Consider the following 19,287-nt stretch of genomic DNA (forward strand, 5'->3'; position numbering starts at 1 on the left):
TTCAAATTTTTCTTTAGACACAATCGTGTTCCTTCCTAGTTATGATTCGCCACGTTCATTATTGAGCGAGACGCGCCAGAAATTGCTATTTTATGCGCCAACTCTCGTTAGCGCAATATTTGGACGCATTGTTCTTTCAAAAAATGAAAAAAAATGCCTTCCTTTTGTTTAACCACGCTCTGCAATGATTGCTTTTGCAACATTGTTAGGCACTTCAGCGTACTCACTAAACTCCATAGAGTAAGAAGCACGACCTTGTGTCGCAGAACGTAAATCAGTTGCGTAACCGAACATGACAGACAACGGAACTTGTGCACGAATTATCTTCAGGCCAGCTGTCCCCTCGTCCATACCTTCGATGATGCCGCGACGACGGTTAATATCGCCAACAACGTCACCCATCCAGTCTTCTGGAGTAGTTACTTCAACTTTCATCATAGGCTCAAGCAGAACCGGTTGCGCTTCAAGTGCACCCGCTCTGAAAGCCATAGAGGCAGCGATTGTAAACGCCATCTCACTTGAATCTGTTTCATGGTAAGAACCATCATATAGTGTAGCTTTGATATCCAAAACTGGATAGCCAGCAAGCACACCATTGTTCATCTGCTCTTCAACGCCTTTAGCAACTGAAGCGATAAACTCTTTCGGTACGATACCATTGGCAATTTCATCCACAAAGACAAAGCCTTCGCCAGCTTCTGATGGTTCTAGTTTCAGCCATACGTGACCGTACTGACCTTTACCACCATGTTCACGGATAAATTTACCTTCCGCTTTCGCTGTACCACGAATAGTCTCACGGTAAGCCACTTGCGGGTTACCAACGTTGCAGTTCACGCTAAATTCGCGCTTCATACGGTCAACGATGATATCTAAGTGTAGTTCACCCATACCAGAAATCAGAGTCTGGCCAGTTTCCGCATCCATATCAACGCGGAACGATGGGTCTTCCGCTGCTAGTTTACCTAGAGCGATAGTCATTTTATCTTGATCAGCTTGAGAGCTTGGCTCTACAACGATCTGAATAACTGGGTCTGGGAACTCCATGCGCTCAAGAACAATCTTATGGTTCTGGTCACAAAGGGTTTCACCAGTAGTCACATCTTTCAGGCCAATGATGGCTGCGATGTCACCTGCTCGTACTTCTTTTACTTCTTCTCGCTTGTTTGAGTGCATTTGAACAATGCGACCTAAGCGTTCACGTTGTTTCTTCACAGAGTTATAAGCTGTTTTACCGCTTTCAACAACACCAGAGTAAACACGGATGAAAGTTAAAGTACCAACGAATGGGTCTGTTGCAATCTTAAATGCTAGCGCTGAGAACGGTTCTTTGTCGTCTGCGTGACGCTCTGCTTCATTCTCGTCTTCATCGATACCTTTAATTGCAGGTACATCGACTGGAGAAGGAAGGAAATCAACAACTGCATCTAGAACAGCTTGTACACCTTTGTTTTTGAATGCACTACCACAAGTAGCAAGTACGATTTCATTATTAAGGGTACGAGTACGAAGACCTTGTTTGATTTCAGCTTCTGTTAGTTCACCTTCTTCAAGGTACTTATCCATCAGCTCTTCATTTGCTTCTGCAGCAGCTTCAACAAGTTCTGTACGATATTCTTCAGCCATTTCTTGCATGTCTGCAGGAATATCTTCGTACGTGAAAGTCATGCCTTGGTCAGCTTCATTCCAGTTAATTGCCTTCATCTTGATAAGATCGACAACGCCTTGGAAGTTTTCTTCAGCACCAATGTTCAGTTGAATTGGAACAGGAGTTGCGCCTAAGCGGTCCTTGATCTGTTCAACTACGCGCAAGAAGTCAGCGCCGGTACGGTCCATTTTATTAACGAAAACCATACGTGGAACTTGGTACTTATCAGCTTGACGCCATACTGTCTCTGACTGAGGTTCAACACCAGATGAGCCACAGAACACAACAACTGCACCATCAAGCACACGCAGAGAACGTTCTACTTCGATTGTGAAGTCAACGTGTCCAGGAGTGTCGATGATGTTAATACGGTGGTCCGAGAACTGAGCTTCCATACCACGCCAAAACGTAGTGGTTGCTGCTGAAGTGATCGTAATACCGCGCTCTTGCTCTTGCTCCATCCAGTCCATGGTTGCTGCACCATCGTGAACTTCGCCGATTTTGTGAGAAAGACCGGTATAGAACAGAATACGTTCACTTGTGGTTGTTTTACCTGCATCTACGTGAGCAACGATACCGATATTACGGTATTGCTCTATAGGAGTTTTACGAGCCACGGTTGAATCCTCTTATTAGAGACTTAGGGACTATTGCTATGTCTAGATTAGGCGTTAAAAGCGATGCTTCGCTAAAAATTGCTTGCCCTAGAAATAGCAATAGTTCCTAGCATAAGCATAGGAACTAAAGAAGTGCTGCAAGGAACCTTGCAGCACTAAAAAGGTATTACCAACGGTAATGTGCGAACGCTTTGTTTGCGTCAGCCATGCGGTGAACGTCTTCACGTTTCTTAACCGCAGTACCTTTGTTCTCAGACGCGTCTAGCATTTCAGCAGCTAGGCGTTGAGCCATAGATTTTTCACCACGCTTACGCGCAGCTTCAACTACCCAACGCATAGCAAGAGCGTTACGGCGAACCGGACGAACTTCTACAGGTACTTGGTAAGTTGAACCACCTACACGGCGAGATTTAACTTCTACCGCTGGGCGAACATTTTCAAGAGCTTCTTCAAATACAGCTAAGTGGTCTTTACCAGACTTCTCAGCCATTGAATCTAGTGCAGTGTAAACGATTTTTTCTGCAGTAGATTTCTTTCCGTCAACCATAAGGATGTTAACGAATTTTGCCAGCAATTCAGATTTGAACTTAGGATCTGGAAGGATCTTACGCTGACCTATTACGCGACGACGTGGCATGGATATTCTCCGTTGTCTTCTTCAGGTTTTTTCCAAAACTTTTCAGAATAATAAATAAAATAGTGTTTGGCCTTACTTAACGATTTCTTTTTAAAAAAGAGAATCAATTAAGACTTAGGACGTTTCACACCGTACTTAGAACGACCTTGTTTACGGTCGTTAACGCCAGCACAGTCAAGTGCGCCGCGAACAGTGTGGTAACGAACACCCGGAAGGTCTTTTACACGACCGCCACGGATTAGTACAACACTGTGCTCTTGTAGGTTGTGGCCTTCACCGCCGATGTACGAAGTTACTTCGAAACCGTTAGTTAGACGTACACGACATACTTTACGTAGTGCCGAGTTAGGTTTTTTAGGTGTAGTAGTGTAAACACGAGTACATACACCACGTTTTTGTGGGCACGCTTCTAGTGCAGGCACGTTGCTTTTAACAACTTGCTTTACACGAGGTTTGCGAACCAACTGGTTAATAGTTGCCATTAACTAGCTCCTGAAATTTACTTGAAAGTAAGCTTTGTGAAAAATCTATCCCTAATCACAAGTCGTAATTAGGGACGCAAAATTCTATTCAGCAGTGGGAGGTGTGTCAAGAAATATACAGATCTTTTTTAGCCGTCTAGAGCTCAGGATGGTCTACTTTTAACCAAACTGATAAAACACAGCTACCAAGTGACTGATTTGTCGTTCAAAACCGTCAGTTTAACGAAGCCATCGAAGTCAACTTGATCAATGGTACTTGAGACAAGTAGTTGTAAACCTCGGCTATCGAGATCTGGTTTTAACACCGACACCTGCTCTACTGCGCAGATTTGAGTGAATAACTCATGATTGGGAAGGCAAACATACACCGCATCTTCCACCAAAAGATACTGATCTTGTGGCTGAGAATAGGTCAATGCGAGTTTAAGTTTGTCGACTGATTTTACAATATGAAGCATAGCGTCCCCTAGAAAGTCAGTATCTGTTGGCACTGAGCTAACTTCTGCGTTAACTCGTCGGCTTCAACGGTGGTCACATCGATCAGCAGGTTGTCTGCTGAAAGACCAAACTGACTCAGACTACGCTGACACACATACACCTGTTCGATGTCGTACAGGTCCATAAGTTTGAATGCAGAGATGTAGTCACGCGATAGTGTTTCGTCGGGCTGCTGCGCCTTGAGAAGCTGTGTCACGCCATCGCCAACAAAGAACACGGCGATATTTTCACTGTAAGCAGATGCAGCAAGTAATGCGTCTAACCCTTCTCTACCCGCAGCGGTCGTATGAGGGAAACTGTTAAATATAAAGGCTAACTTTCTCAAAACTGCACAACCCTATCTTGCGTTAGTAGCGCTTCCGATAAGCTCCCTAATCCGGCTTGAGTAAATCCAGTGGCTAGGTTAGAGGCACTTAGTTGATGTTGCTCTGCTTCTTCAGAGCTAATCACTCCGCGTCTTAGCGCAGCTGCCACACAGGTTTCAAGGCTAACATCGTGTTCATCAGCCAGCTTTTGCCAAGCAGAAGCTAAATCAAATTCATCGTTAGCCGGTACGGTAAGGTCTGAGCCGTTACTGACGCCATCTTGATAGAAGAACACACTGTGAAGTTTGTGGCCCTGTTTAATCAGAGCCACGGCAAACTGGTAGGCACTTCTTGCTGACTGTGAGCCATAGACTGGCCCATTCACTAGGAGTGTATAGCTTAGCAACCCTCTTCATCCTCTGTTTTACGTTGGCGGATGTATAGGTACACGGTGTGCTTAGAGATGTTCAGTCGCTCAGCAACGCGGTTGATCGCGTCTTTAATATCGAAAATACCTTTGTCGTACAGCTCCATCACGATCTGACGGTTCTTAGTATTGTTCGATACCGATTTGTCAGCGTTAATTTCTTCAATGGTGCGTTCAACCGTTTGGTCGACAAGTTCTTCAACGTCACTAGCGAAGTTAACCGATGATGCGGCTTCGTCTGCGTCTTGTGTAGGCATGAACGATTGCAGCACTTGTGAGAATGGCGCGTCTAGATTCACGTTAATACACAGTAGGCCAATCACTCGGTCTTCACCGTTGCGGATAGCAACCGTGATCGACTTCATCAACACTCCGCCTTTAGCGCGAGTGAAGTATGAACGTGAGAAGTTACGCTTAGAACCTTCAATATCTTTTAGCATCTTCAATGCAAGATCGGTGATCGGCGAGCCAACCTGACGACCTGTATTTTCGCCGTTGGCAATTTTAATCGCAGAAGTATTGAGGTCTTCTAAAGAGTGCAAAACGATTTCACAAAACGGACCAATAAGGCTCGCAATACCGTCAACAACGGCCTCATAAGATCTTAGAATGATTTTATCGTGTTCACTGAATGGCATAACGTGGACTGATTCCATTTCAAGTAACACATCTGCATTGACTGTTTCTGTAGTAGTCACTTATTCCTTACCTTCGTGTGAAAAATCAACAAATTTATGTAAGTTTATCAGAAAATTTTAATTGCACACCTAGCTAACATTGCAACTAGTGATTTAGAACAAGTTTAAAAATCAAATACTCATCTTCAAATCATAAAAAAAGCCTAACTCAAAGTTAGGCTTTTTATTCAATCAACGTATTTTAGTACGAGGCTTTTAACCGATATTACTGTGCAGGAGCTGCTTCAGCGTTATCGATGTTTAGTAGTTCTACTTCGAATACTAGCGTTGAGTTAGCTGGGATAGTCGGTGTGTCTTGCTCACCGTATGCTAGCTCTGGCGGGATAACGAACTTGTACTTAGAACCAACTTGCATCAGTTGTACGCCTTCAGTCCAGCCTGGGATTACGCGGTTTAGTGGGAATGTTGCTGGTTCGCCACGATCGTAAGAGCTGTCGAACTGAGTACCGTCTGTTAGCGTACCTTTGTAGTGTACTTGAACGGTATCAGTGTCTTTTGGAGAAGCGCCTTCACCAGCAGTCATTACTTGGTAAAGTAGACCAGATTCAGTTTGCTTAACGCCTTCAGTTTTAGCGAACTCAGCGCGGAAGTCATCACCGGCTTTCTTCACTTCTGCAGATTTTTCTGCCGCTTGTGCTTGCATCGTTTCAGCAACACGCTTGTCTAGAGCTTCAAGAGCTGCGCGAGTTTCTTCTTCGTTAAGTGCTGTTTTCTCTGCGAATACGTCTTCGATACCTTGAAGAACCATATCTTTGTCTAGGTTGATACCTAGCTCGCTTGGCTTATCAATGCTTGTGCTTAGGTAGTTAGCGAAAGATACACCGATTGCGTAAGCCGCTTTGTCATCTTCTGTTTTAAAGTTTACTGCTTCAACTTTAACTTCTTCTACCTGTGGAGCTTCTGCCTTTGGTTCTTCTTTCTGACAACCAACTGCTAGCATAACCGTTGCGGCAAGCAGTGATACTTTTAAAACTGATTTCATTGAATTCTCCAATTAATGGCCAAGCCATTGGTTATTGTGCACAAATCTAATGATTAGATTGGTGTGAATACGTTAGTTATAACAATATACTAGTCATATGTCTTTCGACACAAACCGGATTATTAGATGTGATGCGAATATTTTTCCACTCATTGCTATGTACAATTGTCATCACCTTGTTAAATGGTTGCTTTTTCTTCCAAGATGATGAGCAGCGTTGGGAAATTGAACCCAATGGTGCCACCAGCTTTGCCCTTAGCAGAGATGGACGCTTCGCCCTGCTCTACTCTCAGCAAAAGCAACTGCTCCTTTGGGACCTCGCCGAAGACCAAGAGTTGGCTCGGCTTGGTCCACAAGACCAGTTAGAAAACCAAGTATCGCGTATCCGTATCTCGGACAATGGCCGTTTTGCCATTACCGCTAGCCAGATGAACTTCGCCGTTTGGGACTTATCTTGGACTCAAGCACAAGGGCTCTGGTCTATCTCCGACGGCTTGATTCGCGATGTCGATATCTCTAGCAATGGTGAAAAAGTACTGCTTGGCCTTTCTAATGGAAAAGCCATCTATGTGGACTTAGTCACCGGACGCCGTCTGGAGTTCCTTGCTCACCGAGAAAAAGTGAATTCAGTCTCCCTCTCTTCTAATGGCCGCTACGCATTATCAGGCGGCAACGACTACAAAGCTTACCTTTGGGATACCGAGTCGGGCTTGGTGTTGCGCACCTTTGAGCATGAACAAAGAGTAGTACGAGTCGCGCTACAACGCGATGGTGAACTGGCTTTTACCTCTGATGGCGGCAATCAAGCGATGATTTGGGATCTTGAAACGGGCGAACCTCAAGCGCAATTGCAAAGCTGGTCTCGACAGTTGATTTTCTCGAGTGCGCGTTTTTCTGATGACGGCAGTCTGTTGGTGACGGGCACACCATCCAGCCAAGTGAGTGTGTGGAATACTCAGGATGGCAAGCGAATTTCTCGCCACGATGCTGAGCCATTAAAAGATGCTCGCCCTCCTCGTGCGGTAGTGTATGATGCAGCCTTTGATGATAAGAACCGTGTGATATCGGGCACCTCTGCGGGCATTGCCCAAGCTTGGAATGTGGATTAAGAACGATGACAGAAAAGCGAGTTGAACAACTAGAAAGCCGCGTAAATGACCTAGAGTGTCAGCTAGCTTTCCAAGAACAGACCATTGAAGAACTCAATGAAGCGCTTAGCCAACAACAAATGTTAATCACGAGAATGCAAGATCAGATGAAGTTCGTGGTTGGCAAAGTAAAAAATATGGATGGCTCTAATCTAGCTGACGCATCAGAAGAGACGCCACCTCCACACTATTAAGTGCGGTTCAAAATAACCAATTAAATCTAACGACGCATATCGTTAGTTTCTCGTCCTCAATGTGTAAACACATTTCAGGACGGGACATAGAAAACTAAGAGGGCGACAGATACTTATCTGTCGCCCTTTTGTTTATTTCATCTCAGTGAATAAGCTAAAGCCAATTAAGCCGATACCAACTTAGTCGTCGGCATAAATCTTCACTTCAACACGACCTTGAGTATCAACGCTTGCACGATACATTCCTGAGCTGTTCATACCAAAATGTATATCGCCTTGGCCATCGATAGCGATCAAGCCACCTTCTCCACCCATGGTTTTCAATCCACCTTGAATGATCGTTTCACAAGCGGTGTGCACATCTTCTTTCAGATAACGCATTCGTGCTGCGACATCACTGGCGACCATTTTACGTAGGAAGAACTCACCCATCCCGGTTGTTGAGACGGCAACATTGCCATTTTCAGCGATGGTTCCTGCACCAATGATCGGAGAGTCACCCACACGACCGTATTTCTTATTGGTCACGCCACCGGTACTGGTTGCTGCCGCTAAGTTACCCGCTTGGTCTAATGCGACCGCACCAACCGTGCCGTACTTTTTATCGTCAGGGTATTTCTCAGCTTGCTGTTCATCATATTTCGCTTCAGACAGAGCAAAGATGCCTTTCTCTTTCATCGACTGAAGTTGGTCATAGCGGCGCTCAGTAAAGAAGTAGTCTTGCTCGGTAAATGTGTAGTCATGCTCAAACGCAAACTTCTCGGCACCTTCACCAATCAGCAACACATGGTCGCTTTTCCGCATCACATCACGTGCAAGCTCAATTGGGTTTTTGATATGGCGAACGCCTGCAATAGCACCTGCATCCATTTCGCGGCCATGCATCACAGAAGCGTCCATCTCAACAAATTCATCATGCGTTAAAACAGAGCCCCTACCGGCATTAAAGTGCGGGCTGTCTTCCATCACCTTAACCGATGCCACTACCGCATCCAGAGCATCACCACCCGATTGCAATATTTGATAACCAGCCAAAACCGATTTTTCCAAAGCCTCGGTAATACCCGCTTTTAATTCATAGCTCATTTGCTCGCGCAAGATGGTTCCTGCACCACCATGAATGGCAATTGAAAAAGGCTGTGACATACAAACTCTCCACTGACGTCGTCTTATAATGTTGTGCTATCAATACCACATCCATGGTTCGATGTCTGATAACGAAAACCAAACTTTTACGAATGCTTAGATTTGCGGACACTTAGTTTGGTAGAGAAAAGCGAGGTCAAAAAGCGAGACTCCTAAACGCAAAAAGCCTCCACAAGGGAGGCTTTCAAGATTCTTAAACTAAACCGTTAATTCGGTATTAGTGAGAACCACAGCTACCGCCGCCGCAGCAGCCGTCTTTTTTCTCTTCACCGTGGTCATGGCCTTCGCCACCACAGCAACCGCCTTCGTGGTCATGATCGTGGTCGTGACCGCCACAGCCGCCTTCTTGGTGTACGTGACCGTGTTGAACTTCTTCTTCAGTCGCTTCACGAACCGCTACAACTTCAACGTCAAACGTTAGAGTTTGGCCAGCTAGCATGTGGTTACCATCAACAACAACTTCGTCGCCATCTACTTCAGTAACTTCAACTGGGATTGGACCTTGGTCAGTATCCGCTAGGAAACGCATGCCAACTTCGATTTGCTCAACACCTTGGAATACGTCAGCAGGAACACGTTGAACTAGTGCGTCGTTGTGTTCGCCGTATGCGTCTTCTGGAGTAACAGTTGCAGAGAACTTGTCGCCAGCTACTTTGCCTTCAAGCTCTTTTTCAAGACCTGTAATTAGGTTGTTGTGACCGTGAAGGTAATCTAGTGGAGCTTCTGCAGTTGATTGGTCAACTACTACGCCATCTTCAAGTTTCACTTGATATGCAACACTAACTACTACGTTCTTTTCAATTTTCATGAGAGCTCCAAGGAGGTTTGGACTAAGCTCGAACAGTTGAGCTTAGGAAAAATTCTGTACCGGGATATTATGGGGATCAATCAACGAAACTCAATCATTCTGGCTTAAAAATACCGATCATTTCTTGATTCGCGTGTTCAGATTTCTCTACAGTTTTCGGTTTACGCTGTTCTGTGAAGTCACAATCGACACATTCCACCAGCTCGATATTATTTTCAATCCACCAACGGAGTGTGTCTTGAGTGTTGCAACTTGGGCAGCTTGCCCCTGCGATAAAGCGTTTTTTCTGTTTCACGTTCATATCCTTTACTGCTCTGGATTCGCGGTTCTTCCCACTCACTTTATTGATAAGTTAAGCAGAGACCGCGTTTATTATTAGGTTAGTTCTATAGTCTGTTATTTCTATGCCCAAGCTCTATTTCTAAGCTCAAGCATGAGTTATCACTTCAAGCTACTGCCAATAGTTTCGAGATTGGTGATCGTTTTCCATCTCGTGTCCAAAGATCTCTTCAAGTTCTTTACGAGCCTCTTTCGCTCTTTGGGCTAACTCGGCATCTTCGTTATGCTGAGGCAGCAACTCTTTCAGCATACCATTATCCAACTTTCTAAAGTGTGCTTCTGCTCGCTTCGCTTTATATGGATGCATGCCAAGTTCAGTCAATGTTTGACGACCTAAATCCAATGCTCCAAGGAAGGTTTCACGCGAATAGTTACTCACACCGTGGTTAAGTAGTTGATACGCTTCAACACGGCTTCGTGCACGCGCCAAGATCTTTAAGCGTGGGAAGTGCTGCTTACATAAATCGACGGTTTTCATGATTTCATCTGGGGAGTCAGTACACAACACAATCGCCTCTGCTTTATCAGCACCGGCTGCGCGTAATAGCTCTAGGTGAGTCGAGTCTCCGTAAAACACCTTGTAGCCGAACTTTCTAAGGATGTGTATTTGGCTGGCATCACTTTCAAGGACAGTGATACGAATCTTGTTGGCATACATCAGACGACCAATGATCTGACCAAAACGACCAAAGCCCGCAATAATCACTCGAGGGCTGCGATCAACCACATCCGAAGACATCGCACTTTCACTGATTTGATTAAGCTGACGTGCAAAGAATCGGTCTTGCAGTTTAAGCATCAATGGCGTGGTCACCATAGAAAGGCTCACAACCACCAGTAAGAACGACACTTGTTCGCCACTTAAGATGCCTTGAGCACTCGCCGCAGTAAAAATAACGAAAGCGAACTCACCACCTTGGCTGAGTATCATCGCCATTCGGCTACGCGCTTTTGCCTGTGTTCCAAAGATACGAGCTAGCGCGTACAGCACTAAACCTTTCAACACCACGAGGGCCATTACAGCTATTAGTATTGCGAATGGGCTTTCTGCCAATAAACCTAGATTTACCGCCATGCCAACCGAGATAAAGAACAGGCCGAGCAGTAACCCTTTGAATGGGTCAATCGCAATTTCAAGCTCGTGTCGGTATTCACTTTCAGCCAGAAGCACGCCCGCAAGGAAGGTACCTAATGCCATCGATAAGCCAATCTGTTGCATGATCACGGCAATACCAATCACAAGTAACAGCGCTGCAACGGTGAATAACTCACGCACACCACTCATCACTACGTATCGGAAAAGTGGTCTCAACAAGAAGTGGCCACCGACCAGTAGGCCAATCACGCCACCCAGCATCCACAGCATGTCAGCCCAGCTACCGCCGGTATTACCCGCAAGTAGAGGCAACATTGCTAGCATTGGAATAACAGCGATATCTTGGAAAAGCAGTACTGCAAAGCCCGACTGCCCGGCTTCTTTGCCGCCGAGCTCTCGCTCTTCAATAACACGCAAGGCAATCGCAGTCGAAGACAGCGCCAAACCCATACCTATCACGAGACTGGTTTGCCAGGTTAATCCAAATAGACAGGCGATGGCGGTAATAATCAAGGTGGTGATCAACACTTGCGCCCCCCCTAAGCCGAGAATAGGCGCCCGCATCTGCCACAGTTTTTTGGGGTTAAGCTCTAAACCAATAAGGAAGAGCAGCAGCACCACCCCGAACTCTGAGAAATGTAGAATGGCCTCTACGTCACTGATTAGGCCAAGCCCCCATGGACCAATAGCGACACCCGCTAATAAGTAACCTAATACTGAACCTAAGCCTGCTCGCTGCGCGATAGGAACCGCAACCACAGCCGCCGCTAAAAATATAGCGCTACTTTGTAGGAAATCATTAGTCAGAGCCATCATTCGCTCCTATATCTTGTAGCGGATCTCGCAACCAATTTCGATATTCTTCAGCGTGTTGGTAACGCGTCATATCCGAGACATTTCTAGCCCAATGTAAAACTAAAGGTGACATCCAGTGCATCTGGCACAAAGCGGCAGTTAGCTCAAACGGTTGCAAGATCTCTTGTAAGGGATACTTATTATAGCCTGCAGCACCAAACGCCTCTTCTTTACCACCCGTGGTGATAACACTGCGCCAATGCTTACCCTTAAGTGCACTTTGCTCACCAAACGCAAAGCCCTTGCCTAATACTCGATCAAACCACTCCTTCAATAACGAAGGACAAGAATACATAAACAGAGGATGCTGGAACACGATCACATCGTACTGAAGGAGCAATTCATGCTCATAAGGCACATCAATAAAGAAGTCAGGGTAGATGGCGTAGAGATCATGAACTTTGACATGACCGAGCGACTCTACCTTCTTAACCATCATCTGGTTAGCAATAGAGGTTTGCGGCTCTGGGTGCGCGTAGATGATCAACACCTTTGGCACGACTTTGTCTGTCGAGGGAGTATTACTCATTCCTTTGAAACATTCCTTTGAGGGCTAAACGGTGGCAAGGCCACAAGAATTTAAGCAAAAGTTATTAATATGTTATTGGCATCATAACGCAAATTGCATTGTGATCGACTTTTATCTGGTTTCAGCCTACTATGCAGGCGTCTGTTCACCTCTAATTTCTATGCTATTTCAATTATGATTACTTTCTCTGATATTCAATTGCTACGCGGCGGTAAGCCACTCCTCGACCAAGCATCTGCGACTTTTCACCCTGGCGACAAGATCGGTTTGGTTGGTAAAAACGGCTGTGGTAAATCTACGCTATTCGCCTTAATTAAGGACGAACTGTCTATTGATGCGGGCTCATTCAGCAAACCTGCCCATTGGGAAATGGCTTGGGTTGCTCAAGAAACCCCTGCATTAGAAAGAACAGCAATTGAATACGTGATTGATGGTGACCGTGAATACCGCGGCCTTGAAGATCAACTAGAGAAAGCTGAACAAGCCGACAATGGCACATTGGTAGCAGAGATCCACGGCAAGATTGAAACCATTGGTGGTTACAGCATAAAGGCACGTGCTGCCGAGTTACTGGATGGCCTAGGCTTTAGCCAAGAACAAATGACATGGAACCTGACTCAATTCTCAGGTGGTTGGCGTATGCGTTTGAACCTAGCGCAAGCCCTACTGTGTCGCAGTGACCTACTGCTACTCGATGAGCCTACCAACCACTTGGATTTAGACGCAGTAATGTGGCTCGAGCGTTGGTTACAAAGCTACCCTGGCACGCTAGTGCTTATCTCGCACGATAGAGACTTCTTAGACCCTATCGTCAACCGCATCGTGCACGTTGAAAACCAACAGCTCAATGAGTACACGGGTAACTACTCATCGTTCGAAACCCAACGAGCGCAAAAACTGATTCTGCAACAAGCAATGTACCAAAAGCAGCAGAAACAGATGTCTCACATGCAGAGCTACATTGACCGTTTCCGTTACAAAGCTTCAAAGGCTCGCCAAGCGCAAAGCCGTATTAAAGCGCTAGAGAAAATGGAACAAGTGCTGCCCGCTCAATTTGATAACCCATTCAGCTTTGAGTTTAGAGAACCAGACGCGCTACCAAATCCAATCATGATGATGGATGAAGTCTCTGCGGGCTACGATGACAACCTGATTCTAGAGAAGATTCGCTTGAACCTAGTACCGGGCAGTCGTATTGGTCTACTTGGCCGAAATGGCGCTGGTAAGTCAACGCTGATTAAACTCCTTTCTGGCGAACTGAAACAGCAAGGTGGTGAACTGAGCTATTCACAAGGCGTTAAGATGGGTTACTTTGCACAGCACCAGTTAGAGACGCTGCACCCAGAAGAAACACCGCTGCAACACATGATGCAGATTGCCCCTAAACACACAGAGCAACAACTGCGTGATTACCTAGGTAGCTTCGGTTTCCAAGGTGAAAAAGCGCTCGATAAAGTAGCCCCCTTCTCAGGCGGTGAAAAAGCGCGTTTAGTTCTGGCGCTACTAGTATGGCAAAAACCGAATCTGTTGCTGCTCGATGAACCAACCAACCACTTGGATCTCGACATGCGTCAGGCGCTGACGTTTGCATTGCAGACGTTTGAAGGCGCAATGGTTATCGTATCGCATGACCGTTACCTACTCCGTGCGACTACCGATGATTTGTATTTGGTACACGACCGCCAAGTGGCACCGTTTGATGGTGACCTAAGCGATTACTACAAGTGGCTAACCGAACAGCAGAAAGTTGAACGCAAAGAAGCACAAGCATTGGCACCAGCAAAAGACGGCGCCAACAGTGCAACAGCAAAAAAAGATCAGAAACGTAAAGAAGCAGAGTTCCGTAAACTAACGGCACCAATTCGTAAAAAGCTGAGTCAATTTGAAAAGCAGATGGATAAATTAACGTTGGCTCTTGAAGAAGCCGAGCAAGAATTATCCGACACTTCACTGTATGAAGCTGAAAATAAGGCTAAACTGAATAAAGTACTCGCTCTCCAAGCGAGCAGTAAATCACAGCTAGAAGAAGTTGAAATGGATTGGATGTCCACTCAAGAAGAGCTTGAGCAGATGGAACAGGATATGGATAGCTTATGAGCCCAGAGCACGCCCCAATATCACTAACACTGGAACGACTATGGCAATTTAGCCTTCAGTATTACAGTGTGCGTGGTGTAAAGGATGCGTGCCTAGCTTTACAAAACCAGTTTCACGGCAACGTCAATCTACTGCTGCTGCTCAAATGGCTTGATGAGCAGCAATTGTCTTTTGCCGAAGAAGAGTGGCACAAAGTTCAACAGTGCTTGAGCCGCTCTGAAACCCTGCTTCATAGTTATCGAGAGCTACGTAAGCATCTCAAAGCACACGTTGTCGACTCTCTATACCGTGAAGCGCTAAAGTTTGAGTTACAGCTTGAAAAGCAACAACAGTCCGATCTGGTCGACTGTATAAACTCCCTACAACTGTACGCTAACCAGCAATCACCGCTCACTTTTCAGTACTGTCGTTTATTAGGGGCTGAAAACCTCTGCGACGCTTTTTCTGAACCAGCACCACAGCCCTAGCTCGTTCTCTTTCCCTTTTATTCAATCAAGATCCAAGCTTAACCTTGATATTATTCAAACGGTTACCCATAGTCTGTTTTTGTATCTCGTATAAGTGAAGCCTTGCGCTTATGCCGAGAATCAACCAAGCTCAAATAAAAACGTGGGCGTTTCGTTACAAACTCAACACGTTATCAAAACCCGTATAAAGAAGCATGGATCGTTTTTATGACAATATTTACCGCAGCTGCTGGTCTCTCTAATCCGCACTTACAAACCTTAGTGCCACGGTTTATTCGAAAGCAGGCGCTGTTTCATCCTCACTGGCAAACCTTAGAAACACCCGATGGTGACTTTCTTGATCTTGCTTGGAGCGAATCACCAGACGGTGACACCTCAAATAAAAATGATCGCAGTAGCAAGCCGATATTCGTTCTATTCCACGGTTTAGAAGGTAGCTTTGAGAGCCCTTATGCCAATGGATTAATGAATGCGTTTGCTAAAGATGGTTGGTTGTCCGTGATGATGCACTTCAGAGGCTGCAGCGGAAAACCCAATCGCCTGGCTCGCGCTTACCATTCAGGTGAAGTCGAAGATGCGCGCTTTTTTCTAAGACACCTGCACGCCCAGTTTCCGAATAACCCTAAGGTTGCGGTTGGCATATCTTTAGGTGGAAACATGCTGGCGAACTATTTGGCTGAGTACGCAGACGACCCATTGCTGTCGGCGGCGACCATCGTATCTGCTCCTTTTGACTTAGCGTGTTGCTCTAGTCGTATTGAGCGTGGTTTCTCCAAGCTCTATAAGAAGTACCTGCTCAACTCTCTAAAATCGAATGCGCTAAAAAAGGTTAACCTGCTGCAGGAAAAACTTGGCATCACCGCTGAAGCCATCAAGAACATCACCAAACTGTATGAGTTTGATGAACGAATCACTGCGCCTCTGCACGGCTTCAAAAATGCCCAAGATTATTATGCGCAATGTTCTGCTCTGCCTAAGCTCAATAAGATCAAACTACCGACTCAGATCATTCATGCCAAAGACGACCCTTTCATGACCGATGATGTGATCCCAAAATTTGTTCTGCCCGATAACATCGATTATCGACTGTTTCAAAAAGGCGGCCATGTTGGGTTTATTACTGGCAGTACACTCAAGCCAAGGTTTTGGTTAGAAGAAGCCTTGCCTGCCTACTATGAAAGTATCCAAGATTCGGCATAATGACCGAGCCTTAGTAAATAGAAGTAAAACAATACTAAGCACACGCATTTCTACATCAATAAACCTATTTATGAACATAAAAGAGAGAAGTATTTATGATCATCCCATGGCAAGACATTGCGCCAGAGACACTGGAAAACCTCATCAAAGAGTTCGTGCTGCGTGAAGGCACAGACTACGGCGACGTAGAGGTTTCACTGCAAAACAAGATTGATCAAGTGAAACATCAATTAGCTTCAGGAGAAGTCAGCATTGTGTTTTCTGAGCTCCATGAAACCGTTGATATTCAAGTCACAAAACGCTTCTAAGCTGCGCTCATAAAGGAGCCGTGTTATAGTGGTAAACGATTGCTAACAAGTAAGTTACTCAAAAGACAAGGGTTGTCATGTCCGCTAAACATCCAATTATTGCGGTGACGGGTTCATCTGGAGCCGGCACCACCACCACCTCAGAAGCCTTCCGTAAAATGTTCAATATGATGGACGTGAAGGCCGCTTGGGTTGAAGGGGATAGTTTCCATCGCTTCACTCGACCAGAGATGGATGTCGAGATCCGTAAAGCGCGCGAGCAAGGTAAGCACATCAGCTACTTTGGTCCACAAGCCAACGACTTTGGTGCGCTAGAAGAGTTCTTCCGTAAATACGGTAACGAAGGTACAGGCAAGGTACGTAGCTACCTGCACACGTTCGATGAAGCCGTTCCTTACAATCAAATGCCAGGCACCTTTACGCCATGGCAAGAGATCCCAGAAAATTCAGATGTGATGTTTTACGAAGGCCTGCACGGCGGTGTGGTTGATGGCGATATCAATGTTTCTCAACACGTCGACTTGCTGATCGGCATGGTACCTATCGTCAACTTAGAATGGATCCAGAAATTCGTTCGCGACACACGCGATCGTGGTCATTCTCGTGAAGCAGTAATGGACTCGATTGTTCGCTCGATGGATGATTACCTTAACTACATTACTCCTCAGTTTTCGCGTACTCACATCAACTTTCAGCGTGTTCCAACCGTAGACACATCAAACCCTCTCAACGCTAAAGGGATCCCAAGTTTAGACGAAAGCTTCGTTGTTATACGTTTGCGCGGCATCAAAAACGTCGATTTCCCTTACCTTTTAGCTATGATTGATGGCTCATTTATGTCTCGCCACAACACGCTTGTGGTACCAGGAGGGAAGATGAGTTTTGCTATGGAGCTCATTGTAAGGCCGATCCTACAACAACTCATCGAAACCGGAAAAATTGGTTAACAGAGCACCATTCTGGTTGATTACTTTTCATACCGTGATCATGTGCACAATTTTGCGTAAAAAATCGTAGCTTGGTCACGATTAAAATCAAGAAATAGTACCTGAAAAAGGATACTATTCTTAAACGAAACACAAGATAGCTTGCAGCGCTCAACGAGTGCTCTTATCCTACAAGTCAATCCAGGCTTAGCTAAAATACGGAAAGCGGCAAGCATACCCTGCAGAGGAAGTGAGATATTATGGTTCTAGGTAAACCTCAAACCGATCCAACATTAGAGTGGTTCCTTTCACACTGTCATATTCATAAGTACCCATCAAAAAGTACTTTGATTCATGCTGGTGAAAAGGCAGAAACCTTGTACTACATTGTTAAAGGTTCTGTGGCAGTTCTTATCAAAGACGAAGAAGGTAAGGAAATGATTCTTTCTTACCTAAACCAAGGCGACTTCATCGGTGAGCTAGGCTTATTCGAAGAAGACCAAGAGCGTACAGCTTGGGTTCGTGCAAAATCTCCTTGTGAAGTAGCTGAAATTTCTTTCAAGAAATTCCGTCAACTTATCCAAGTGAACCCAGACATCCTAATGCGTCTATCAGCGCAAATGGCAAACCGTCTACAAGTAACTAGCCAAAAAGTTGGTGACTTAGCGTTCCTTGACGTAACTGGTCGTATCGCACAAACGCTACTAAACCTAGCAAAACAACCAGATGCAATGACTCACCCTGACGGCATGCAAATCAAGATCACTCGCCAAGAGATTGGCCAGATCGTTGGTTGTTCTCGTGAGACAGTTGGTCGTATCTTGAAGATGCTAGAAGAGCAGAACCTAATTTCTGCACACGGTAAAACTATCGTGGTATATGGCACTCGTTAATCTCGATTAACTGAGCCTAAAATTTGAAAGCCACCAAATGCAAATTTGGTGGCTTTTTTGTTTTCTAAAGATCTACAAAGAAAATACGAATGAAACACCTACAGCTTCGAAGCGCAAACACTCTCGAAGCGAAGCCTATCTGCATCTTTAGGGTAAAGTCCGTACTCGTATCTTTCTTTAACCGTTAGTGCTTTCGAAGATTTTGTCAGCTGATGCTGCAACAAAACCTGTGTAAAGCTCACCGTTGACCATCGCATAACGCTTAGCGAACTCATAGAAGCCGCCAGGAATCATCTCATTGCCTTCAACAAATGAAACTGGGACTTTGTCTGCCATTGTTGATGATTGCTCTAATAAGACCTCTGGAGAGCCTTTAACCTGACCGCCAGATGCATTGATCGTGAAGCCTGACTCGCTCAGGTAGTCATTCACCGCCTGCACTTCATCAAATTCATTTAGCTGGTTCACACTCACCGTAAAGTGGTTTGCACCATATCCATGAGCCGCGAGCCAAGACGCGTATTCGCTCTCTTTCGCTAGTACTTGGAAGTCAGCGAAGCTCAAATCCCAAAGACGACCACCAAACAAGAACTCATGGCCTTGAAGCTTGCTTACGTCGACTTGCTCAACCAATTTAGCAACGATCTGTTGTAAGTCACTTGAACACTCTTCGACCTTCAACTCACTAATGAACACTTTAGGTTGATTTGGATCTGGGTGCTCGTAATGCTTCGCGACTAGCTTCTTACTCTCAAACAAGTAATCGCCACACGCTTTATAACCTAGCTCAAGGAAAGGCTTAGCCAATGTTTCAATACCTAGCGGAGCAACATTGAAAGTACGCAGTGCAATGTGATCATTAATCAGAGCTTCGTCTTCTTTCAGCAAGTGATGCACTTTCTCAGCCGATGGACAAAGCCTGTGAATGTAATCGTCCCAAAGTGATTTAAAGAGTAGATCGGGCGTCATGGTGACTCCTTGTCAAAG

The 19,287-nt window shown here is 45.4% G+C and carries 22 protein-coding genes; 8 read left to right on the forward strand and 14 right to left on the reverse strand.

Going from position 1 to position 19,287, the window contains the following annotated elements:
• Positions 1-168: 168 nt before the first annotated feature.
• The 8 genes from fusA to fkpA form a co-directional block, all read right to left on the reverse strand.
• The gene (fusA, locus tag AB4185_RS10985; protein ID WP_065584305.1) at positions 169-2,265 is read right to left on the reverse strand and encodes an elongation factor G; all 2,097 of its coding nucleotides are present in this window, start codon (positions 2,263-2,265) and stop codon (positions 169-171) included.
• A gap of 166 nt (positions 2,266-2,431) precedes the next feature.
• On the reverse strand, positions 2,432-2,902 hold the full coding sequence (rpsG, locus tag AB4185_RS10990) for a 30S ribosomal protein S7 (protein WP_010435163.1): 471 nt from the start codon (positions 2,900-2,902) through the stop codon (positions 2,432-2,434).
• A 107-nt stretch (positions 2,903-3,009) separates the two neighbouring features.
• A complete protein-coding gene (rpsL, locus tag AB4185_RS10995; protein ID WP_004737194.1) occupies positions 3,010-3,384 on the reverse strand; it encodes a 30S ribosomal protein S12 in 375 nt (124 codons plus the stop codon).
• Positions 3,385-3,566: 182 nt separating this feature from the next.
• Complete coding sequence (gene tusB / locus AB4185_RS11000; RefSeq protein ID WP_017063711.1) at positions 3,567-3,842, reverse strand: sulfurtransferase complex subunit TusB; 276 nt, start codon at positions 3,840-3,842, stop codon at positions 3,567-3,569.
• Between the two features lie 8 nt (positions 3,843-3,850).
• Positions 3,851-4,207: a sulfurtransferase complex subunit TusC gene (tusC, locus tag AB4185_RS11005; RefSeq protein ID WP_102428189.1), complete on the reverse strand. Its 357-nt coding sequence runs from the start codon at positions 4,205-4,207 to the stop codon at positions 3,851-3,853.
• The gene (gene tusD / locus AB4185_RS11010; protein ID WP_017063709.1) at positions 4,204-4,593 is read right to left on the reverse strand and encodes a sulfurtransferase complex subunit TusD; all 390 of its coding nucleotides are present in this window, start codon (positions 4,591-4,593) and stop codon (positions 4,204-4,206) included. Before tusD ends, tusC begins: the two co-directional genes overlap by 4 nt.
• Positions 4,587-5,312: a transcriptional regulator gene (locus AB4185_RS11015; protein WP_004729851.1), complete on the reverse strand. Its 726-nt coding sequence runs from the start codon at positions 5,310-5,312 to the stop codon at positions 4,587-4,589. Before AB4185_RS11015 ends, tusD begins: the two co-directional genes overlap by 7 nt.
• A gap of 205 nt (positions 5,313-5,517) precedes the next feature.
• Entirely contained in the window at positions 5,518-6,294 is a 777-nt protein-coding gene (gene fkpA, locus AB4185_RS11020; protein WP_017061105.1) for an FKBP-type peptidyl-prolyl cis-trans isomerase, read from the reverse strand.
• A 131-nt stretch (positions 6,295-6,425) separates the two neighbouring features.
• On the opposite strand from fkpA, the gene AB4185_RS11025 reads away from it, so the two are divergent.
• Positions 6,426-7,403 (forward strand): WD40 repeat domain-containing protein, encoded by a 978-nt coding sequence (locus tag AB4185_RS11025; protein WP_102428188.1) that lies wholly within the window; start codon positions 6,426-6,428, stop codon positions 7,401-7,403.
• Between the two features lie 5 nt (positions 7,404-7,408).
• Positions 7,409-7,636, forward strand: a complete 228-nt coding sequence (locus AB4185_RS11030) for a SlyX family protein (protein WP_009848930.1) — start codon at positions 7,409-7,411, stop codon at positions 7,634-7,636.
• Between the two features lie 180 nt (positions 7,637-7,816).
• Here the strand turns inward: AB4185_RS11030 and AB4185_RS11035 are convergent, their stop codons facing one another.
• The 5 genes from AB4185_RS11035 to kefG form a co-directional block, all read right to left on the reverse strand.
• Positions 7,817-8,782, reverse strand: a complete 966-nt coding sequence (locus AB4185_RS11035; RefSeq protein ID WP_102428187.1) for an isoaspartyl peptidase/L-asparaginase family protein — start codon at positions 8,780-8,782, stop codon at positions 7,817-7,819.
• 217 nt (positions 8,783-8,999) lie between these two features.
• A complete protein-coding gene (gene slyD / locus AB4185_RS11040) occupies positions 9,000-9,590 on the reverse strand; it encodes a peptidylprolyl isomerase (protein WP_017061108.1) in 591 nt (196 codons plus the stop codon).
• Positions 9,591-9,684: 94 nt separating this feature from the next.
• Entirely contained in the window at positions 9,685-9,885 is a 201-nt protein-coding gene (locus AB4185_RS11045) for a YheV family putative zinc ribbon protein (RefSeq protein ID WP_029235422.1), read from the reverse strand.
• 156 nt (positions 9,886-10,041) lie between these two features.
• A complete protein-coding gene (gene kefB / locus AB4185_RS11050) occupies positions 10,042-11,838 on the reverse strand; it encodes a glutathione-regulated potassium-efflux system protein KefB (protein WP_102428186.1) in 1,797 nt (598 codons plus the stop codon).
• Positions 11,825-12,409, reverse strand: coding sequence for a glutathione-regulated potassium-efflux system ancillary protein KefG (gene kefG / locus AB4185_RS11055; protein WP_017071307.1), 585 nt, complete (start codon positions 12,407-12,409; stop codon positions 11,825-11,827). Before kefG ends, kefB begins: the two co-directional genes overlap by 14 nt.
• Positions 12,410-12,583: 174 nt before the next feature.
• Here kefG and AB4185_RS11060 point away from each other — a divergent pair, with 174 nt between their 5' ends.
• The 6 genes from AB4185_RS11060 (at position 12,584) to crp (ending at position 18,300) form a co-directional block, all read left to right on the forward strand.
• Positions 12,584-14,506: an ABC transporter ATP-binding protein gene (locus tag AB4185_RS11060; RefSeq protein ID WP_372135451.1), complete on the forward strand. Its 1,923-nt coding sequence runs from the start codon at positions 12,584-12,586 to the stop codon at positions 14,504-14,506.
• Positions 14,503-14,973, forward strand: a complete 471-nt coding sequence (locus AB4185_RS11065) for a TIGR02444 family protein (protein ID WP_017066206.1) — start codon at positions 14,503-14,505, stop codon at positions 14,971-14,973. The genes AB4185_RS11060 and AB4185_RS11065 overlap by 4 nt, the downstream gene beginning before the upstream one ends.
• Positions 14,974-15,180: 207 nt before the next feature.
• A complete protein-coding gene (locus AB4185_RS11070) occupies positions 15,181-16,173 on the forward strand; it encodes a hydrolase (protein ID WP_019825349.1) in 993 nt (330 codons plus the stop codon).
• A gap of 95 nt (positions 16,174-16,268) precedes the next feature.
• Positions 16,269-16,481, forward strand: a complete 213-nt coding sequence (locus tag AB4185_RS11075) for a YheU family protein (RefSeq protein WP_010435208.1) — start codon at positions 16,269-16,271, stop codon at positions 16,479-16,481.
• A 77-nt stretch (positions 16,482-16,558) separates the two neighbouring features.
• A complete protein-coding gene (locus AB4185_RS11080) occupies positions 16,559-17,428 on the forward strand; it encodes a phosphoribulokinase (RefSeq protein WP_010435210.1) in 870 nt (289 codons plus the stop codon).
• A 239-nt stretch (positions 17,429-17,667) separates the two neighbouring features.
• The gene (crp, locus tag AB4185_RS11085) at positions 17,668-18,300 is read left to right on the forward strand and encodes a cAMP-activated global transcriptional regulator CRP (protein WP_004729651.1); all 633 of its coding nucleotides are present in this window, start codon (positions 17,668-17,670) and stop codon (positions 18,298-18,300) included.
• A 177-nt stretch (positions 18,301-18,477) separates the two neighbouring features.
• Here crp and AB4185_RS11090 read toward each other — a convergent pair whose 3' ends face one another.
• Positions 18,478-19,269, reverse strand: a complete 792-nt coding sequence (locus AB4185_RS11090) for a DUF1338 domain-containing protein (protein ID WP_372107215.1) — start codon at positions 19,267-19,269, stop codon at positions 18,478-18,480.
• Positions 19,270-19,287: the final 18 nt, after the last annotated feature.

This window comes from Vibrio sp. 10N.286.48.F5 (genome assembly GCF_041469785.1).
In the GTDB taxonomy this organism is placed as follows: domain Bacteria; phylum Pseudomonadota; class Gammaproteobacteria; order Enterobacterales; family Vibrionaceae; genus Vibrio; species Vibrio crassostreae_C.

Excerpts from the sequence above, each read along its gene's own strand:
- rpsG (WP_010435163.1), bottom strand. The coding sequence starts at position 2,902 with ATGCCACGTCGTCGCGTAATAGGTCAGCGTAAGATCCTTCCAGATCCT.
- tusB (WP_017063711.1), bottom strand. The coding sequence starts at position 3,842 with ATGCTTCATATTGTAAAATCAGTCGACAAACTTAAACTCGCATTGACC.
- AB4185_RS11025 (WP_102428188.1), top strand. The coding sequence starts at position 6,426 with ATGCGAATATTTTTCCACTCATTGCTATGTACAATTGTCATCACCTTG.
- kefG (WP_017071307.1), bottom strand. The coding sequence starts at position 12,409 with ATGAGTAATACTCCCTCGACAGACAAAGTCGTGCCAAAGGTGTTGATC.
- slyD (WP_017061108.1), bottom strand. The coding sequence starts at position 9,590 with ATGAAAATTGAAAAGAACGTAGTAGTTAGTGTTGCATATCAAGTGAAA.
- AB4185_RS11080 (WP_010435210.1), top strand. The coding sequence starts at position 16,559 with ATGTCCGCTAAACATCCAATTATTGCGGTGACGGGTTCATCTGGAGCC.
- AB4185_RS11090 (WP_372107215.1), bottom strand. The coding sequence starts at position 19,269 with ATGACGCCCGATCTACTCTTTAAATCACTTTGGGACGATTACATTCAC.
- AB4185_RS11060 (WP_372135451.1), top strand. The coding sequence starts at position 12,584 with ATGATTACTTTCTCTGATATTCAATTGCTACGCGGCGGTAAGCCACTC.
- fkpA (WP_017061105.1), bottom strand. The coding sequence starts at position 6,294 with ATGAAATCAGTTTTAAAAGTATCACTGCTTGCCGCAACGGTTATGCTA.
- rpsL (WP_004737194.1), bottom strand. The coding sequence starts at position 3,384 with ATGGCAACTATTAACCAGTTGGTTCGCAAACCTCGTGTAAAGCAAGTT.
- AB4185_RS11030 (WP_009848930.1), top strand. The coding sequence starts at position 7,409 with ATGACAGAAAAGCGAGTTGAACAACTAGAAAGCCGCGTAAATGACCTA.
- AB4185_RS11075 (WP_010435208.1), top strand. The coding sequence starts at position 16,269 with ATGATCATCCCATGGCAAGACATTGCGCCAGAGACACTGGAAAACCTC.
- AB4185_RS11065 (WP_017066206.1), top strand. The coding sequence starts at position 14,503 with ATGAGCCCAGAGCACGCCCCAATATCACTAACACTGGAACGACTATGG.
- AB4185_RS11035 (WP_102428187.1), bottom strand. The coding sequence starts at position 8,782 with ATGTCACAGCCTTTTTCAATTGCCATTCATGGTGGTGCAGGAACCATC.
- crp (WP_004729651.1), top strand. The coding sequence starts at position 17,668 with ATGGTTCTAGGTAAACCTCAAACCGATCCAACATTAGAGTGGTTCCTT.
- kefB (WP_102428186.1), bottom strand. The coding sequence starts at position 11,838 with ATGGCTCTGACTAATGATTTCCTACAAAGTAGCGCTATATTTTTAGCG.
- AB4185_RS11070 (WP_019825349.1), top strand. The coding sequence starts at position 15,181 with ATGACAATATTTACCGCAGCTGCTGGTCTCTCTAATCCGCACTTACAA.